The 16,668-nt window shown below is 52.7% G+C and carries 16 protein-coding genes; 15 read left to right on the forward strand and 1 reads right to left on the reverse strand.

Annotated features, from left to right (window positions below; translation table 11 throughout):
• The first annotated feature begins 137 nt into the window (after positions 1 to 137).
• The 11 genes from EQG79_RS28195 (at position 138) to EQG79_RS28245 (ending at position 12,145) form a co-directional block, all read left to right on the forward strand.
• Entirely contained in the window at positions 138 to 584 is a 447-nt protein-coding gene (locus EQG79_RS28195; protein WP_129606163.1) for a hypothetical protein, read from the forward strand.
• A 91-nt stretch (positions 585 to 675) separates the two neighbouring features.
• Positions 676 to 1,122, forward strand: a complete 447-nt coding sequence (locus tag EQG79_RS28200) for a Rieske (2Fe-2S) protein (RefSeq protein ID WP_129606165.1) — start codon at positions 676 to 678, stop codon at positions 1,120 to 1,122.
• 64 nt (positions 1,123 to 1,186) lie between these two features.
• A complete protein-coding gene (locus EQG79_RS28205; RefSeq protein ID WP_129606167.1) occupies positions 1,187 to 1,861 on the forward strand; it encodes a hypothetical protein in 675 nt (224 codons plus the stop codon).
• 9 nt (positions 1,862 to 1,870) lie between these two features.
• Entirely contained in the window at positions 1,871 to 2,446 is a 576-nt protein-coding gene (locus tag EQG79_RS28210) for a YceI family protein (RefSeq protein ID WP_129606169.1), read from the forward strand.
• 148 nt (positions 2,447 to 2,594) lie between these two features.
• Positions 2,595 to 2,981 carry a hypothetical protein gene (locus EQG79_RS28215; protein WP_129606171.1) on the forward strand — a complete coding sequence of 129 codons (387 nt, stop codon included), beginning with the start codon at positions 2,595 to 2,597 and terminating at the stop codon, positions 2,979 to 2,981.
• A 273-nt stretch (positions 2,982 to 3,254) separates the two neighbouring features.
• Positions 3,255 to 3,722, forward strand: a complete 468-nt coding sequence (locus EQG79_RS28220; RefSeq protein ID WP_129606173.1) for a hypothetical protein — start codon at positions 3,255 to 3,257, stop codon at positions 3,720 to 3,722.
• Between the two features lie 74 nt (positions 3,723 to 3,796).
• Entirely contained in the window at positions 3,797 to 4,468 is a 672-nt protein-coding gene (locus EQG79_RS28225) for a Dps family protein (protein WP_240699484.1), read from the forward strand.
• 64 nt (positions 4,469 to 4,532) lie between these two features.
• Positions 4,533 to 8,927, forward strand: a complete 4,395-nt coding sequence (locus EQG79_RS28230) for a CusA/CzcA family heavy metal efflux RND transporter (RefSeq protein ID WP_129606176.1) — start codon at positions 4,533 to 4,535, stop codon at positions 8,925 to 8,927.
• Between the two features lie 77 nt (positions 8,928 to 9,004).
• Positions 9,005 to 10,174, forward strand: coding sequence for an efflux RND transporter periplasmic adaptor subunit (locus tag EQG79_RS28235; protein WP_394343328.1), 1,170 nt, complete (start codon positions 9,005 to 9,007; stop codon positions 10,172 to 10,174).
• 21 nt (positions 10,175 to 10,195) lie between these two features.
• Positions 10,196 to 11,407: an MFS transporter gene (locus tag EQG79_RS28240; RefSeq protein WP_129606180.1), complete on the forward strand. Its 1,212-nt coding sequence runs from the start codon at positions 10,196 to 10,198 to the stop codon at positions 11,405 to 11,407.
• A gap of 33 nt (positions 11,408 to 11,440) precedes the next feature.
• The gene (locus EQG79_RS28245; protein WP_129606182.1) at positions 11,441 to 12,145 is read left to right on the forward strand and encodes a VIT1/CCC1 transporter family protein; all 705 of its coding nucleotides are present in this window, start codon (positions 11,441 to 11,443) and stop codon (positions 12,143 to 12,145) included.
• Positions 12,146 to 12,148: 3 nt separating this feature from the next.
• Here EQG79_RS28245 and EQG79_RS28250 read toward each other — a convergent pair whose 3' ends face one another.
• Positions 12,149 to 12,454 carry a hypothetical protein gene (locus EQG79_RS28250; protein ID WP_129606184.1) on the reverse strand — a complete coding sequence of 102 codons (306 nt, stop codon included), beginning with the start codon at positions 12,452 to 12,454 and terminating at the stop codon, positions 12,149 to 12,151.
• 126 nt (positions 12,455 to 12,580) lie between these two features.
• Here EQG79_RS28250 and EQG79_RS28255 point away from each other — a divergent pair, with 126 nt between their 5' ends.
• Genes EQG79_RS28255 through EQG79_RS28270 form a run of 4 tightly spaced genes read left to right on the forward strand, consistent with a single transcriptional unit; the run spans position 12,581 to position 16,661 of the window.
• Positions 12,581 to 13,297: a DUF1003 domain-containing protein gene (locus EQG79_RS28255; protein WP_129606186.1), complete on the forward strand. Its 717-nt coding sequence runs from the start codon at positions 12,581 to 12,583 to the stop codon at positions 13,295 to 13,297.
• Positions 13,298 to 13,333: 36 nt separating this feature from the next.
• Positions 13,334 to 14,665 (forward strand): chloride channel protein, encoded by a 1,332-nt coding sequence (locus EQG79_RS28260; protein ID WP_129606188.1) that lies wholly within the window; start codon positions 13,334 to 13,336, stop codon positions 14,663 to 14,665.
• A gap of 50 nt (positions 14,666 to 14,715) precedes the next feature.
• Positions 14,716 to 15,393 (forward strand): response regulator transcription factor, encoded by a 678-nt coding sequence (locus EQG79_RS28265; RefSeq protein ID WP_129606190.1) that lies wholly within the window; start codon positions 14,716 to 14,718, stop codon positions 15,391 to 15,393.
• Positions 15,390 to 16,661: a sensor histidine kinase gene (locus EQG79_RS28270; RefSeq protein ID WP_129606192.1), complete on the forward strand. Its 1,272-nt coding sequence runs from the start codon at positions 15,390 to 15,392 to the stop codon at positions 16,659 to 16,661. Before EQG79_RS28265 ends, EQG79_RS28270 begins: the two co-directional genes overlap by 4 nt.
• The last annotated feature ends 7 nt before the right edge of the window (positions 16,662 to 16,668 follow it).

Here is a 16,668-nt window from a genome sequence, read left to right on the forward strand (position 1 = left end):
CGATCCGATTAGTGTCCAGTATAGGTAAACGGTCGAGTCGATTTTCAGCAAAAAACAGGTGCGCCCAGGCAACGAATGCGGATCGATTACTCGTAAAGGTTTGGGAAGGATTTCCTTTCGCAAACTCAGCACAACTTATGAAATACGCACTTCTTTTGTTTGCCATACTCTTGTTGGCTGCTTGTGCCAAGAAACAAGATGTATTGCCTGATCCAGCCGCTACGGTTGCCGGTACGTACCCACTTACCTATGTCCGAAGCGATTCGGCAGGGGTCAAACTGTACGAGTACAACCTGCCCTACACGGCTGGCACGAACACGCTGTCGGGCACAATAGTTGCCCGGCGCGATTCAGCCGCCGTGATTTTCCTGACGCAAACAATCAAAGCAACGGGCTATAGTGATCAGACTTCAGTTATCGGATCAGTACGCTTGCAGGCCAATGGCAGTGGCTACGATATGTATTTGAGCAGCCAGAAGATCGGTACAGCCAATGGCACCACACTCAGTATTGATGAACAGCAAACCGACCCGGCAACCGGCACGGTATACCACGACTGGATCACTGGCCGCAAAGCGCAGTGAGCTTGCCCGGCTCTGAAAAAATGAAGAAAATTTGACGCAGCAGGCAGCGGTATCAGGCAGAAAAGGCGTATTCCGCTTAAACGCTATCTGTATGTCACAAGTAACCAAGACCGACGCGCTGAGCCGTCATGATTTTCTTCGCCAATTAGGCTTTCAGGGGGCAGCCCTGATGGCTGTTTACTGCGCCGGGCAGTCGCTCACCTCGTGTAGTGCGGGTGCCAACGTAACCCCCACACCGCTAAACAGTCCGGTAACGGTTGATCTCACCAGTGCGGCTAATGCCGCCCTTAAGAACGTCGGTGGGTACGTCGTTACCAACAACATTGTGGTAGCTAACACAACGCAGGGGTACGTTGCGGCTACGGTCGTGTGCAGCCATGAGGGTCAGCGGCAGGTTCAACTCCGAAACAATGAGTTCTACTGCACAGCCCACGGTGCCCGCTTCGACCTGTCGGGCAAGGGTCTCAACGCTAACGGGAACCGTGGCCTAACGGTGTATAAAGTTGCCCAGTCTGATAACGTCCTGACTATTTCTTGATGCAGGGCATCTCTTGGCCACAGCCCAGAGATGCCCTGTACGCTTTCGTCCATCCATCTGATTTATGCGCGTCTTTTTCACATTACTCCTGATCGGGTGTTTTGCACTGACCCGAAGCGATGCTCAAAAGGTATCATCAGCGACTCCAGCCGACACAACTGCGCCAGTCACGGCAACGACCGATCTGCTTGCTGAGTTGGTCGATAGCACCGAACAGCCATTGCTACCGCACAAAATGATTTTTACGCAACGGGTGTTCTGGGGGCCAAAAGGATTGCTACGCGTTGCCGATTTGGCTCCGCTCACGGCGGAAGGCAGGGCCAAAGAGCTAAAAATCCGGTGTACTATGCTGGTGGGTCATCAGGTAATGGGGTTTGTTACGTTGGCTGGTTTTGTGGCACAGGGCATCGTTGGAGCCAAGCTGTACAATGCCACCGGCGATCAGTACAACCGGTTACTCAATGTACATAGTGCGTTGGCGACGGGCGTAAACGTTACATACACGACCACCGCCCTTCTGTCTCTGACCGCTCCCCCAAAAATGCTGGATGAACGGCGGGGATTAAGCTCTATCAAACTGCACAAGTATCTGGCGGTGGCGCATATTGCCGGAATGATAGCGACGAACGTGTTGGCCGGTTCGCTTCAACAGCATCCCGAACTGAAGCCCTATCATCGGGCAGCAGCCTACACGACATTCGGGGCTTTCGCGCTGTCAATCATCGCCATTAAAATATGACGCTCACACATGAATCGCTCAAGTTTTGCTCCCTTGCTTGCTGCCGGAATCGGGTTTCTGCTGGCCTTTACTGCACCAACAACACCGCGCAAACTCATTGCCGACAAAGCCAAATCCGTTATGACCTACACGATGCGCCACCCCATGCATACCTGGGATGGCGTAAGCCACGATGTGCAAAGTGTGCTGGTTTACAACGACTTGATAGATCGCATCGAGGCCGTGGCCGTGGCAGCAAAGATTGCCTCCTTCGATAGCCAAAATGCGAACCGGGATTCGCACACCATTGAAGTTATAGAGGGCCTCAAATACCCCCGTGTTACATTTACCAGTACGCGCATTGATCAGGCGGGTGATAAGCTCAACATCCGGGGTAATCTTTCCTTTCACGGCGTAACTAAGCCAGTCATCATAGACGGCATCCGGGCCGACAAAGGCGATTGGTTGGTGGCAACCGGCGAGTTTCCAGTTAAGATGAGTGAGTATAATGTAGAAAGACCGTCGCTGATGATGGTGCCGACGGAAGAGTCATTCATACTTAAATTCTCGCTAGTTTACAGTAAGGCAGCCGTGCAAAATCAATAAAAAAGCACGAATAATACTACTGGTAGTCAAGGCATTAAGCTGACAAACTTTAGTGTGGTATTAGATCATTTCTAAATTAGACAAATAGCCTGTAATTCCGAAACTTTGTCTTTTAAGAATCGTTAGTCCTGTAACATAGTAGAGAATCATGAAATCAATTGTTGCATTTGTGTTGGCGTGCTGGATGCTGGGAGGCAGTTTACTCCCCGGCTTTGGCATTGACCAGTCGGCCCACTGGGGCGACTTGGTGCAACACTATCAGCAACACCGGAAAACCGATTCTACCCTATCGTTCACTGATTTTCTGAAGATGCATTACGGGGCCGATTCTGAACACCAGAAACACCCCAACCACAGTCACCACAACCTACCGTCGAGCGGTCATTCGGTGCCTGTTTACGCGCCAACCACGCTACGGCTGGCTGCCCCCAATCCGATGCAGGTTTTGATGCCTTCTACTGCGGTATTCTTCCGTAAGGCCGACTTGTACTCGTTCCTCGCGGTCTTCGCGTTGATTAATCCCCCCCGACGGTAACTCCCTGCCGCCCCTGGCCTTAGTGTGTCCTCACGATTTCGACGTGAGTGTGTGTACGCATAGGCCCAACACTCAATCTGTATGCTGGTTTGCCACTAAGACAGCGATTTAGCTGAGGCTTTATCCTGCGCTTTGTTCCGTCGTGCTACGTTCGTTGGCATCGGTTGAGCTATACCAGTTCTTACCGTTACGGCTTTCGCCTTGATAGCGGAACGTACCTGTGTAGGCTATTGAGCCTACCCCCTGCTGTACAACCAATTCAATCTTACCATTATGACAATCAATGGAGCACACTGGCACCTGCTGGTGAATCATTTACCTATTATCGGTGGCCTAATGGCTACCCTCGTGCTGGGCTACGGGCTGTTTCGACGCAATGAAACGGTGATCAAGCTCGGATTTGGCCTCTTCGTCATGATGAGCATCGCCACGGCCATTACCAATCAAACAGGTGAAAGTGCCGAGCATTACCTGGAGTCCATTAATGCGCTCGACAAACAGCGTTTGCACGCTCACGAACAAGCCGCCGACTGGGCCAACATCGGTATGTATCTGACGGGCGGACTGTCTCTCCTGGCTTTGATCTGGAAACGGGCTAACCAACTGGCTTGGTTACCAGCCCTCATTTTCCTGTCATCCCTCGTCACCTTCGGCCTGATGGCTAATGTAGGCCGTTTGGGCGGGCTGATTATGCACCAAGAGCTACGTACTGAACAGTCCGTCGCCCCGGCTACACGGTAGCCCCATCCTTGCGAGTACCGAGTACCTTTTTATAAACAGTTAAAGTTCAGTTTCATTTTTCAACACTCAGTTTTATGAAAATTCAGTCAAGCGTCGAGACGCGTAACACACTGAAAATGTATGTCGCCGGTGGCCTGTGTGCCCTGGCTCTAATGGCCCAGCCTGTGCTGGCGCAGAACCGCCGGGCGGCTGATACAAATCAACCCCGCGCCGGAGCCACAACCGAACCAGGTGCACCGTCTGGCTCACAGTTGGGCAATTACCGTAACGAGCGGGCCGATGCCTGGATTCCGCTGGAGCAGGAGAAGCGGCAGGCTATCAACGCCGATTTGCAGGCAACGGTAGTGGAACTACTGGAGCTTTTCCACGATGCCAAGCAGTCGCATTGGAACCTGCGCGGGCCGCTCTACTTCCCCCTGCACGAGAATTTGCAGGAGTACGCCGACACGTACCGCAAGTTTGCCGACCTACTGGCTGAACGGCAGTTGCAGATCGGTATCCCAACCGATGGCCGCACGAGTACCATCGTTGAAACGGCCAACTTGCCCAAGTTTCCGGGCGGTTTCCTGTCGGACCGGCAGGTACTCGACATCATGACCGAGCGCATTTTCACCATTGCCAAACGGGTACGTTCACGCGTGGAAAGCACGGCTAAAAACGGCGATGAAGTCACGTCGAACAAGTTCCAGGACCTGAGCTACGAGTTGGACAAGCAGGTCTGGCAGTTCCGCGTACACATGCAGTAATTGACCTTCGGTGCAGTTGGTATTACGCCAACTGCGCCGAACACTATTTAGCCTATTATACCTGATGCTAAACGCCATTATCAATTTTTCTATCCGCAATAAGCTAATTATTGGCTTGTTCACGCTGGCCCTGATCGGTTGGGGCGTTTGGTCGGTAACGCAGTTACCGATTGACGCGGTGCCGGACATCACCAATAATCAGGTGCAGGTCATCACCCAAAGCCCCTCGCTGGCTGCCGAAGACATTGAGCGGTTGGTCACGTTTCCTATTGAGGTGGGGCTGTCAAACATTCCCGGCCTCACCGAAATCCGGTCTTTCTCACGCTTTGGTCTGTCCATCGTTACGGTCGTTTTTACCGATGCGACGGATGTATACTGGGCCAGGCAGCAAATCGCCGAACGGCTACAAAACGTGGCGGGTCAGATTCCGTCCGGCGTGGGTACGCCCACGATGGCCCCGGTGACGACGGGCTTGGGCGAAATCTTCCAATACACAGTCGTACCCAAAAAAGGCTATGAATCCAAGTATTCGCTCACGGATCTACGAACGATTCAGGATTGGACGATTCGACGGGGACTCCTGGGTACGCCCGGCGTGGCCGATGTCAGCGGGTTCGGGGGGTTACTGAAGCAATACGAAATCGCTGTTGACCCCGACCGGTTACGGAGCGTGGGGGTGACGATTACCGACATCTTCACGGCCCTACAACAAAACAATCAAAATACGGGAGGGGCCTACATCGACAAAAAACCTAACGCCTATTTCATCCGCTCAAACGGCTTAATCACGTCCACAAACGACATTGCTGATATCGTCGTCAAGCTAAACAACCAGGGGCTTCCCGTGCGGGTACGCGACGTGGCGCAGGTAGGTATCGGATCGGCGGTTCGTTACGGGGCCGTTACCCGGAACGGACAGGGTGAAACGGTCGGCGCGTTGGTAATGATGATTAAAGGCGAGAACTCGTCGGCGGTCATCAAGCGAGTCAAAGCCAAGATTGCCGAGATCCAGAAGACTCTGCCAGAAGGCGTGCAAATCATACCGTTTCTGGACCGCACCAAAATGGTTAACAGCGCCATCGGTACGGTTGAGCAAAATCTTCTGGAAGGGGCACTCATTGTCATTTTTGTACTGGTGCTGCTGCTGGGCGATTTCCGGGCGGGCTTTGTGGTGGCCTCGGTAATTCCGTTGGCCCTGCTATTCGCCATTTCAATGATGAACTTGTTCGGCGTATCGGGTAACCTGATGAGTCTGGGAGCTATCGACTTTGGGTTGATCGTGGACGGGGCCGTCATCATCGTAGAGGCCACCCTGCACCATATTACACTCCGAAATAAAGACAAGACGCTGACGCAGGACGAGATGGACGAAGAGGTCTTCCAGTCGGCCAGCCGCATCCGTTCGTCGGCGGCTTTCGGCGAGATTATCATTCTCATCGTGTATCTGCCCATTCTAGCATTGTCGGGCATTGAGGGCAAGATGTTTCGACCAATGGCCCTGACGGTAGCCTTTGCCATTCTGGGCGCGTTTATTCTCTCGCTGACCTACGTTCCGATGGTGTCGGCCCTGTTCCTAAGTAAAAAGATTGTCCACAAAGAGACGTTCTCCGACAAAATCATGAAGCGCATTCAACGGGTTTATGAACCCCTGTTGCTTGGCGCACTCAAACACCGGCTGGTTATATTAGTAAGCGCTGTAGCTCTGCTGGTAGTAGCCGTATTTCTATTTTCCCGTATGGGGGGTGAGTTCATTCCACAATTAGACGAGGGCGACTTTGCCGTTGATACCCGCACGTTGACGGGTAGTTCGCTGTCGGAAACGGTGGATGCAACGACTAAAGCCCAACAAATTTTGCTACGACAGTTTCCCGAAGTAGAGCAGGTCGTTGGTAAGATTGGCTCTGGCGAAATTCCTACTGATCCGATGCCGATTGAAGCCTCTGACCTGATGGTCATTCTCAAGCCGAGAGACCAATGGACATCGGCGACGACTCGCGATGAACTGGCCGGTAAGATGGCCCAAGCCCTGTCGGTTATTCCGGGGGTGACGTTTGGTTTTCAGCAACCCGTTCAGATGCGCTTTAACGAATTGATGACCGGTGCCCGGCAGGACGTGGCCCTCAAAATATACGGCGATGACTTAACGCAGCTCCAGAAATTGGCCTCCGAGGTCGGTAACACCGTCAGAAGTATTCAGGGTGCTCAGGATTTGTACACCGAGCAGGTAGGTGGGCTATCACAGATCTTGATTAACCTCGACCGGGCGCAGATTGCCAAATACGGACTGAACATTGCCGACGTAAGTCGGGTCATCAATACAGCCTTTGCCGGGCAGTCTGCCGGACAGGTGTTTGAAGGCGAAAAACGCTACGACTTGGTTGTTCGATTAGCCGCCGACAAACGGCAGAGCGTTGATGACATTGGTAATGTGTACGTGGCTACGCCCACTGGTCAGCAGATTCCTTTAAGCCAGATTGCTCAGATTTCGGTTGAACAAGCCCCAAACCAGATTCAGCGCGATAATACACACCGTCGGATCACGCTGGGCTTCAACGTGCGGGGTCGCGACGTGGAAAGCATCGTGGCGGAGTTGCAGCAGAAGATTGGACAACGTCTCAAATTCCCACCGGGTTACTACATCACCTACGGTGGTACGTTCGAGAATTTGGTGGATGCCAAGAAGCGTCTGAGTATTGCTGTGCCCATTGCGTTGGCTCTGATCTTCGCCCTGTTGTTTTTCACCTTTGGCTCGGTACGTCAGAGTCTGCTTATTTTCATGGCCATACCAATGGCCGCCATCGGGGGCGTATTTGCCCTACTCCTGCGCGGAATGCCGTTCAGTATTTCAGCCGGGGTCGGGTTCATTGCGCTGTTCGGGGTGGCCGTTCTTAACGGAATCGTGCTGATTGCCGAATTTAACCGCCTGCGGCACGAAGAGGGCCTGACCGACATGACCGAGATCATTCGGCAAGGGGCTGAGGTCCGGCTGCGGCCCGTCGTGATGACAGCCCTGGTGGCTTCGTTCGGCTTCATCCCGATGGCCATTTCCAACTCAGCCGGAGCCGAAGTTCAGAAACCATTAGCTACGGTCGTCATTGGTGGTTTGCTGACGGCCACCCTGCTAACCCTGATCGTGCTTCCTATCCTGTATTCGCTGATGGAGAAAAAAGCATTGGCAAAAGAAGCACAGGCCGCTACGTCGACTTCCAAGCCTATCAGCACGGTCGTCTCCGTCATTTTATTCCTCCTGGTTGCCGGTAGTAGCTGGGCGCAGGTGGCCCCGATGCAATCCATAACATTGGATCAGGCCCTTCAGCAGGCTTCCAGCCGCAATGCACAGGTACAGATAGCCGGGTTGGGCGTCACCCAGCAGCAAGCACTCCGGCGAACGGCCTACGATGCCGGGCGGCTGTCGGCAGTAGCGATGCTGGGGCAGTATAACACCCGTCGGTTCGACAATAACCTGACGGTCACCCAAACAATACCTAACCCTACATTGATGCGCAGACTGGGCGATCTCAACGACCGGGCCGTTAGTGCGCGGGAAGCGGGGGTTGTCGTGACACGCAACGACGTGCAGTATCAGGTGAAATCAGCCTACTACGACCTGAATTATCTGTATCAGAAGAGCCGCTTGTTCCAACAGCAAGACACGGTATTGGCCGAGTTTGTTAAAGCCGCCAACCTGCGCTTTAAAGTGGGCGAAACGGGAAGTTTGGAGAAAGCTACTGCCGAAAGCCAGTTAGCGGATCAACGCGTTCGACTGGCACAGAACGAAGCCAACGTAACGGCCAGCCGCACCCGCTTACAAACTCTGCTATATAGCCCCCAACCTGTTGAAGCCGTCTCGCAGCCGCTACCCAAATTGACCCTAACGATGGCAACCGATAGTGCGTCGTTAGCGCGCAATCCGCTGTTGAGCCAGTTAGCGCAACAAATTCGAGTGGCCGAGCAAAATCGGCTGGTCGAGCAGGCGCGGCTCAAGCCGGATTTTATCGTCGGCTTGTTTAGTCAGACGCTAATCGGTAGTCAGCTTATCAACGGCAACGAACTCTACTTCGGTCCGGGCTACCGGTTTAACGGGGGGCAGGTGGGTGTTACGTTGCCTTTGCTGGGTAAAGCACAGAAAGCCCGTATCAACGCGGCCCGCGTGGGCGAACAGATCGCACAGACTGATTTGCAGAATCAGCGATTTGCGCTGGAGCAACAACTCCAGCAGGCTATTCGCCAATACGAGCAATATCGTGATGCGCTGACGTACTACGAAACCAACGGATTGCCGCAGGCCACGCTGATTCAAACCAATGCCCGGCGGGCATTCAGCAGTGGCGACATCGGGTACGTTGAGTTTTCGCTGGCGATCCAACAGGCATTGACCATCCGGTCGAACTACTTGGATCTGCTCAATCAGTTCAATCAATCTATCCTTTACATCAATTACCTGCTGGGTAATCCATGACCATGTTCCTACACGTGATTAATAAGAAGCAACAACTTACCCGAGGTTTGTACCTGCTGATGAGTCTTTCAGGTGTCATGGGCTGGACATCGGGTTGTAATTCCGATAAGACCAACAGCCCTGCCGACCAGGCCAAATCGTCAGCAAGCGCGGATTCAAGCGGATCGAAACGGGACTCATCAACTGGCCCGGTGCGGGTATCCCTGACCCAGGCGCAGTATGACGTAGCGGCCATTAAGATGGGCCAACCTACGCCCCGGACACTCAGCACCACGCTCAAAGTCAACGGCGTAGTGGACGTACCGGCGCAAAACATGGTGTCTGTATCGGTACCCTTTGGTGGGTACATTCGGCAGATTCGCTTAGAGCCAGGGATGCGGGTACGCAAAGGTCAAACGCTGGTCGTTCTCGAAAACCCCGACTACATTCAGCTCCAGCAGGACTACTTAGACACCAAAGCCAAGCTCGAGTACGCTGATCTCGAATTTGCCCGCCAACAGGAGTTGAGCCGCGACAACGTCAACGCGCTAAAGGTATTCCAGCAAACCCGCTCGAACCGGCAAAGCCTACAGGCACAACTGGCTGGTACGGCGCAACGGCTGGCGATCCTACGCATCAACCCGGCCAAACTAACGCCGGGGCAACTGACGCGAACTATCAGCATTCCCTCACCGGTGTCGGGCTTCATTACCAACGTACCCGTCAACAACGGGCGGTTCGTGAACCCGGCTGACGTGTTGGCCGACATCACGGATGTTAGCCGCCTATATGTCCGGTTAAGCATTTTCGAGAAAGACATCAGCCGCATTCGCACGGGGCAAACGATTCGCTTCGGGATGGGTGGCGACGCAACGCTGACCCATCGGGGCCAGATCTTTCTGATTGGCAAGTCCATTGCCGCTGACCGGACCATCCCGGTTCTGGCGCACCCCGATGGGTACGCCGATGATTTCATTCCGGGTGGGTACGTATCGGCGCAGGTTGACGTGAAGACGCAACCTTTACCTGCTCTCCCGGAGTCAGCAGTGGTCAACTACGGGGGGCAGTCGTTGATTTACGTACTGGAGGGAAAGCGGGGAAGCCCGGCCACCTATCAGTTTCGGCAAGTACTGATAAAAACGGGAGTCCGCGAGAACGGCTATGTGGCTGTTACGCTCCCCTCCGATGTGAACCCGCAGCAGACACCTATCGTGATGAATGGGGCATACAGTTTGCTCTCAAAGTTGAATAACAGTGAGGAGGAATAAGGTCAATTTTAACCAGTTAAAATGCAGACAGTATTAGCTCCTTTTTCAAGTCTAAGGAACAAGCCATTCGCCCGGCTATACACCGCTGAGACGATTAGTCTACTGGGCGATGCATTTACGTGGGTCGGTATCGCCTTGTTAGCCTATGATTTAGCCAAACAACAGGCGGCTTCTATACTGGCAATAGCGTTAACGTTGCGGGTATCAGCATTTATCGTGTTTGCCCCGCTGGCAGGCGTGTGGGCAGATCGCTATCCCCGCCGGACCATTCTCATTGTTACTCACCTGGGCCGAATGATCGTCGTTAGCTTATTTCCGTTCGTTACGGAGACGTGGCAGGTGTATGGCTTGATTATCGGGCTGAACATTTTCAACGCATTCTTCACTCCAGCCTATAAAGCGACCATTCCTCAGTTCGTAACCGGCGGAACTGATTCTAAGCAGGCTATTGCTTTGTCAAATGCAACGTATCAATTGTTGGGCGTTTTGGGGCCAGGTTTGGCCGGGGCGCTGGCAGGACTACTTGGGGTTCAACAAATTTTCTGGTTGGATGCCATTTCATTTTTGCTGGCGGGCATCTTAATCGCTACCCTACCCCGGTCGGCTTGGACCCGGTTACCGCTACCGACAGCGTCTGCCGAGACAACAACCTGGCAGGGTATTCGCAACGGTACGCAGTGGCTTTTCAGGCAACCGGCCATACGGTTCTCGCTGCTGATGGAATTCATAGCTGCGCTGGCGGGTGCCCAGATTTTGGTTAATACGGTGGGGTTGGTAAAAGGGATTATGGGGCAGGACGATCAACACTATGGATGGGTTATGTCTGGCTTCGGCGTTGGAGCGACCCTTGCCGCCTTTGGCGTTTCGCGGCTAACGCAACGGTTTCGCTTGCCAACGATTGCTCTGTTTGGTGCGCTCATAGCATCTCTGGCTATTTTACCCGCTCAGGAAGTATCATTAATAGGTTTACTAATCCTTTGGGCAATAGCTGGTATGGGGCAGAGTTTGGCCGAGATGCCCAACCAATTTCTCATTGCCGAGCGGATACCACCTGCTGAACAGGGCCGCGTGTATGGTGCCCATTTTGCCTGGTCACACACCTGGTGGGCCATTGGCTACCCGCTGGCAGGCTGGTTAGGCAGCCGCTTTACCCCACAAACATTCTGGATCGGGGGACTCATCGCGATGACCTGTTGGTTAGCCGCAACAGTAGCACTCAAACGCACTACATGACTTACTCGTTTATTACATTCTCTTTCTACTAAGATGGCTGACGTTGGGTATTTACACCGGGAGGAGCACCTCCGTAGTTCAGATTTTATTTCTGACATTGTCATTGGTATGTCAGATGGATTAACGGTACCATTTGCGCTGGCAGCAGGCCTGAGCGGAGCCGTTGCCAGTTCGTCGCTCGTCGTAACGGCTGGTATTGCTGAGGTTGTGGCGGGGTCTATTGCCATGGGACTTGGCGGTTATTTAGCGGGCCGCACCGAGGCTGATCACTACGATTCCGAACGTCGGCGTGAGGCTGCCGAGGTTGAAGCCGTGCCGGAGCGCGAGAAAGAAGAAGTTCGTGAAGTGTTTGCCGACATGGGTCTGAGTCCAGCGTTGCAAACCGCCATTGCCGACGAACTGGCCAAAGACAAGACGAAATGGGTAGACTTTATGATGAAGTACGAATTGGGGCTTGACGAACCGGACCCAAACCGCGCGACAAAGAGTGCATTGACGATTGGCTTGGCCTACGTAGTGGGTGGGTTAGTGCCGTTGACGCCTTATTTTTTGGTCGATAACCCGCATAAGGCTCTCCTCTATTCCAGCGGAATCACCCTCATTTGTTTGTTTATCTTCGGTTATTTCAAAGCGAAAGTGACCGGGCAACCGCCCGTTAGTGGAGCTATTAAGGTTATGCTGATTGGTGCAGCAGCGGCTGCGGCAGCCTTCGGTGTGGCCCGGCTATTCGGCGGGTAATCTTCACCAAGTGATCCACGAATGGGTCACCATGATTACCGTAATAGCCATTATCCCAAGGAGCGAAGTCAGAAACAGGTACTCAGCCACGTCTTCCAGCCAGCGTTCGCGAGTAGCTACTTTGGTGCGAATGGATAGAAATGAGCAAATAGACGACGTGGCTAACAGGAACGCGATGATGTAGGTAAACTCATCCAGCAGGGTTTTTTCTTCACCATCCTTTATCCGCAGTGAGGTCGCTACAAACAAACAGAACCCGAGCAGATTAGCCGACGTACCTAAAATATGTTGAGACGTTTTGTTTGCCAAGTTCTGAGAACAGATTTACTACAGGTTTGAAACGCAATTTGTCTGAAAGCTGCGCTACAAACGCATCTGGGAAGGTAGCGGAGAACAAGTCTGTAAGCGGACACGGTGAATCAATTACTCGATGATATGGAAATCAATCAGGTCGTATGTGCATTAACGGGACAATCAATTTCTGTAAAAGACGCGACTCAAGTATCGACGTTAGACCAGGAGTTTCAAGAGTACATTCGGCAGCAACACGGGCAACTGGCGGATAGTGACTACATCTGCTCTCAGGAAGTAGCTTCTCTTCAGACTGCCTATCTCCAGGCATTACTGACGGACGACTTAGATCAACTAAGCGACTTGGAGAAGGAGATTGATCTGACCATAGCGGCTAACCCATTATTGAATACAGACATTGAGGAGGATGCTATCCCGGAGCTTACTACAGGTGAGCGAGTCGCGGACAAGGTAGCGTCGTTCGGTGGAAGCTGGCCATTCATCATTATATTTTTCAGCTTCCTGATTATCTGGATGAGCATCAACGCGTTTGCACTGCATGAGCGCGGTTTCGACCCCTATCCGTTTATTCTGTTAAATCTGATTTTATCCTGTTTGGCCGCCATTCAGGCACCAATCATTATGATGAGTCAGAACCGGCAAGCGCACAAAGACCGGCAACAAAGCGAGCACGATTATAAAATTAATATGAAAGCCGAATTAGAGATTAAGCTGTTACACAAGAAGATCGACCATGTGCTAACGTACCAGAACCGGCGTTTGCTTGAGTTACAGCGGGTCCAAACGCAAATGCTGGAGAAGCTAATTAATTCAACGAATCCTACGGAAATGTCAGCCTGAGTTTTCATGAACTAGAGCGGTAGAACGGTCCTAATTATGCGGGTAAACGAGGAAATCATACTGTTTTTCACCGTCTTAAAATGGCTGGTACTTTCTACGTTAGTTGGCTGCATTGTTGGGCTGGCCGCTTCGGGATTTATCAAGTTTATTCACTACGTTATAGAGGCAGGTAATCGGTACGAGCACGTCTTTTATTTGTTACCGCTGAGTTTTTTTCTGGCTAATGTGCTGAGTCAATTTGTGTTAAAGCAGCATTTGGGCACGGACACATTGATTGCCGCGATAAACAAAAATTACGGTCGAGTTGAGGGAAGCCTCATTCCAACCAAGATCGTAAACGTCGTGCTCATTTTGGCAACGGGCGGCTCGGCGGGCAAAGAGAGTCCCTGCGCCCAGATTGGGGCGGGTATTGGCAGTCTGTTCGCCAACCTTTTCAGGGTAGACGATGTGGACCGCCGGAAGATGGTGCTTTGCGGCTTCTGCGCTGGCTTCTCCTGCGTTTTTGGCGCACCCATTGCTGGGGCCTTGTTTGGTATCGAGGTGTTGGCTGCTGGCGTAATCCTGTACGATGTGCTCTTGCCCGCGTTTGTAGCCTCCATTACGGCCTATCAGGTCTCCTCGGCTCTGGGAATTACATTCTTCTACTACCCGCTGCAATTCGTACCGGCCTTTGAGCAAGGCTTTTTCATTCGGCTGCTGCTGGGTGGTATCTTCTTCGGGCTGTGTGCCTATGCCTTCATTCGGACGGTACGAGCCAGTACCGCCTTTGCAACCGGCATCGCTATCTGGCGACCACTCAAAGGGTTAATCGGCGGTTCAATCCTGGTGGGGTTGACGCTGTCATTTGGCCGCGATTATCTGGGTTTGGGCCTAAACCTGATGGAAGCCTGCATTAAGGGAATGCCGGTGCTTGGGTACGCTTTTTTGCTGAAAGCCCTGTTTACCCTCATTACCTTGAGCATTAGTCGCAGTGGCAGCGTCATCACGCCCATTCTCTTTATCGGGGCTACGGCGGGCAGTTTCTTCGCTGAAGCTGTGGGGGCAGACCGGGCCACATTTGCCGCCATAGGGTTTGTGAGCGTACTGGCCGGGGCCACCAATACCCCAATTGCCACGAGCATCCTGGCGATTGAATTGTTCGGTGCTACAGTAGCTCCGTATGCGGCTGTTTCGTGCGTTATCAGCTTTTTGATGTCGGGCCACCAGAGCCTGTATACGGCGCAGGTGCTGGCCGTGCAAAAATCGCGCGGCTTGCCCAACCACGTCGGGCAGGAAATTGGTACGTTGCCCGATCAGCGTAACGCCGAAATAGGTAACCCACTTAAATCCATCTGGAAGTGGCTGCGACCCTATTTTAAGCGCAAGTGATACAGAATTGCTTCAGTATTGGGCAGTACGTTTGGTTAAATCCTATGTCTATGAAGATCCTGCTGGTCGAAGATGAGCCAAGCCTATTGCAAGCGATGCGGCAATACCTTGAAGAGGACGGCTATGTCGTAACAACGGCTGCTACGTTCGCCAAGGCATCAATGGCCCTCAACGATTACGACTATGATTGTGTCGTTGTGGACATTGGCTTGCCTGATGGAAACGGCTTAAACCTAATCCGCCAATTGAAGACGGCTGAAAAAGGGAGTGGCCTCATCATCATTTCTGCCAAAGACTCGCTCGACGATAAACTGACGGGTCTCGAACTGGGGTCGGACGACTACATCACCAAACCCTTTCACCTGCCCGAACTCAATGCCCGCATCAAGTCTGTACTTCGGCGACGGTTTTTTGGGGGTAACAACCTGATCCGGTACGGAGAAATTGTCGCTGATCCACTCTCGCATCAGGTAACGGTTGCTGGTCAACCGCTCGAACTGACCGAAAAAGAGTACCACTTACTGCTCTTCTTTTTAGCCAACGTCAACCGACTACTGACCAAATCAGCTATCGCCGAGTACGTGTGGGGCGATCACATGGACATGGCCGATTCGCATGATTTTCTGTACACGCACATCAAAAACTTACGGCGCAAACTCATTGATGCGGGTTGCCCCGATTATATCAAAACCCGCTATGGGGCCGGATACTTATTCACAACGCCATGAGCCTGCTCCGCAAAACGTTGCTGTACCTGTTGTTAGCGGCTATCCCTGTCGCACTAACGGGCGTATGGGTTTTTGATGCGCTCGTTAACCGAGTCATTCGCTATGAAGTCGACGAGCAGCTCAGCAGTGATTTGGGGTACATTCAGCAGCAACTTCAAACGGCCCGAACACCCTTAAACCGGGGGCAATACTTATTGGATAACCCACACATCTCGTTGCTGCCATCGGGGCGCAACGTACCCCCCACTTTTTCGGATTCAATTGAGTTTGACCGGCGCGAAAACGAAAAAGTGCCTGTCCGTCGGCTGACGGCCACGGTTCAGGTTGGTAAGCGGACGTACCTGGTCGTTGTCAAACAGGCGATGGGTGAGTTTGAGGAAATTGTCCAAATGCTTTCAATGAGCGTAATCGTAGCCTTTCTAGCGTTGGTCGTTTTTCTGACCGCAATCAATGGCTGGGTGTCGCGCCAGTTATGGCAACCCTTCTACCAACTTATCGACCAGCTACGGGCGTACCGACTTGACGAACGTACCCCAACCACATTCGACCAAAGCAGCATCGCGGAGTTTGACCAGTTGAGCGTTGCGCTGAACGACATGAGCCTGACGTTACACCATCAGTACGTTGTTCAGAAAGAGTTTACGGATCATGCCGCCCACGAAATGCAGACACCACTGGCCGTCATGACGACTCAGTTGGACCGGTTGCTCACCACAGAACCCCTCACTGAAGAACAGGTCAATCTGATGGAACAAGCCCAGGCTTCTATCCGACGGTTGACGCAGCTTAACAAGAGCCTGCTGCTGTTGACCAAGATTGAAAACAACCAGTTTGCTGACCAACAGCGGGTGAATCTGAGCGAACTGCTGGACCGGCTGCACCGCAACTTTACCGCCTACGCCGAACACCGGGGACTAAGCTGGGCTATTCAGATCGACCCTGACGTTAACCGGTTGATGAATCCCCATTTGGCGGAGGTACTGTTCAGCAACCTCATCAAAAACGCACTGACCCACGCACTGCCCCACACGTTCGCCAAGATGAGCCTGACGAAAACGAAATTTGTTTCGCTGAACGTTGGCCCGCCCCTCCCCTTCCCAGCGGAACAACTCTTCGACCGTTTTGTAAAGAACCCAGCTCGCCCGGAGTCAACCGGACTTGGTTTGGCCTTGGTCAAACAGATTACTGACCGCTACGGTATGACCGTCGAGTACGAGTACGACGAACGAGGGAGGCTGCACACCTTTACTGTTTCATTTCCAACCTGACAGACAC

Origin of the sequence: Spirosoma sordidisoli (assembly GCF_004138325.1) — a bacterium.
In the GTDB taxonomy this organism is placed as follows: domain Bacteria; phylum Bacteroidota; class Bacteroidia; order Cytophagales; family Spirosomataceae; genus Spirosoma; species Spirosoma sordidisoli.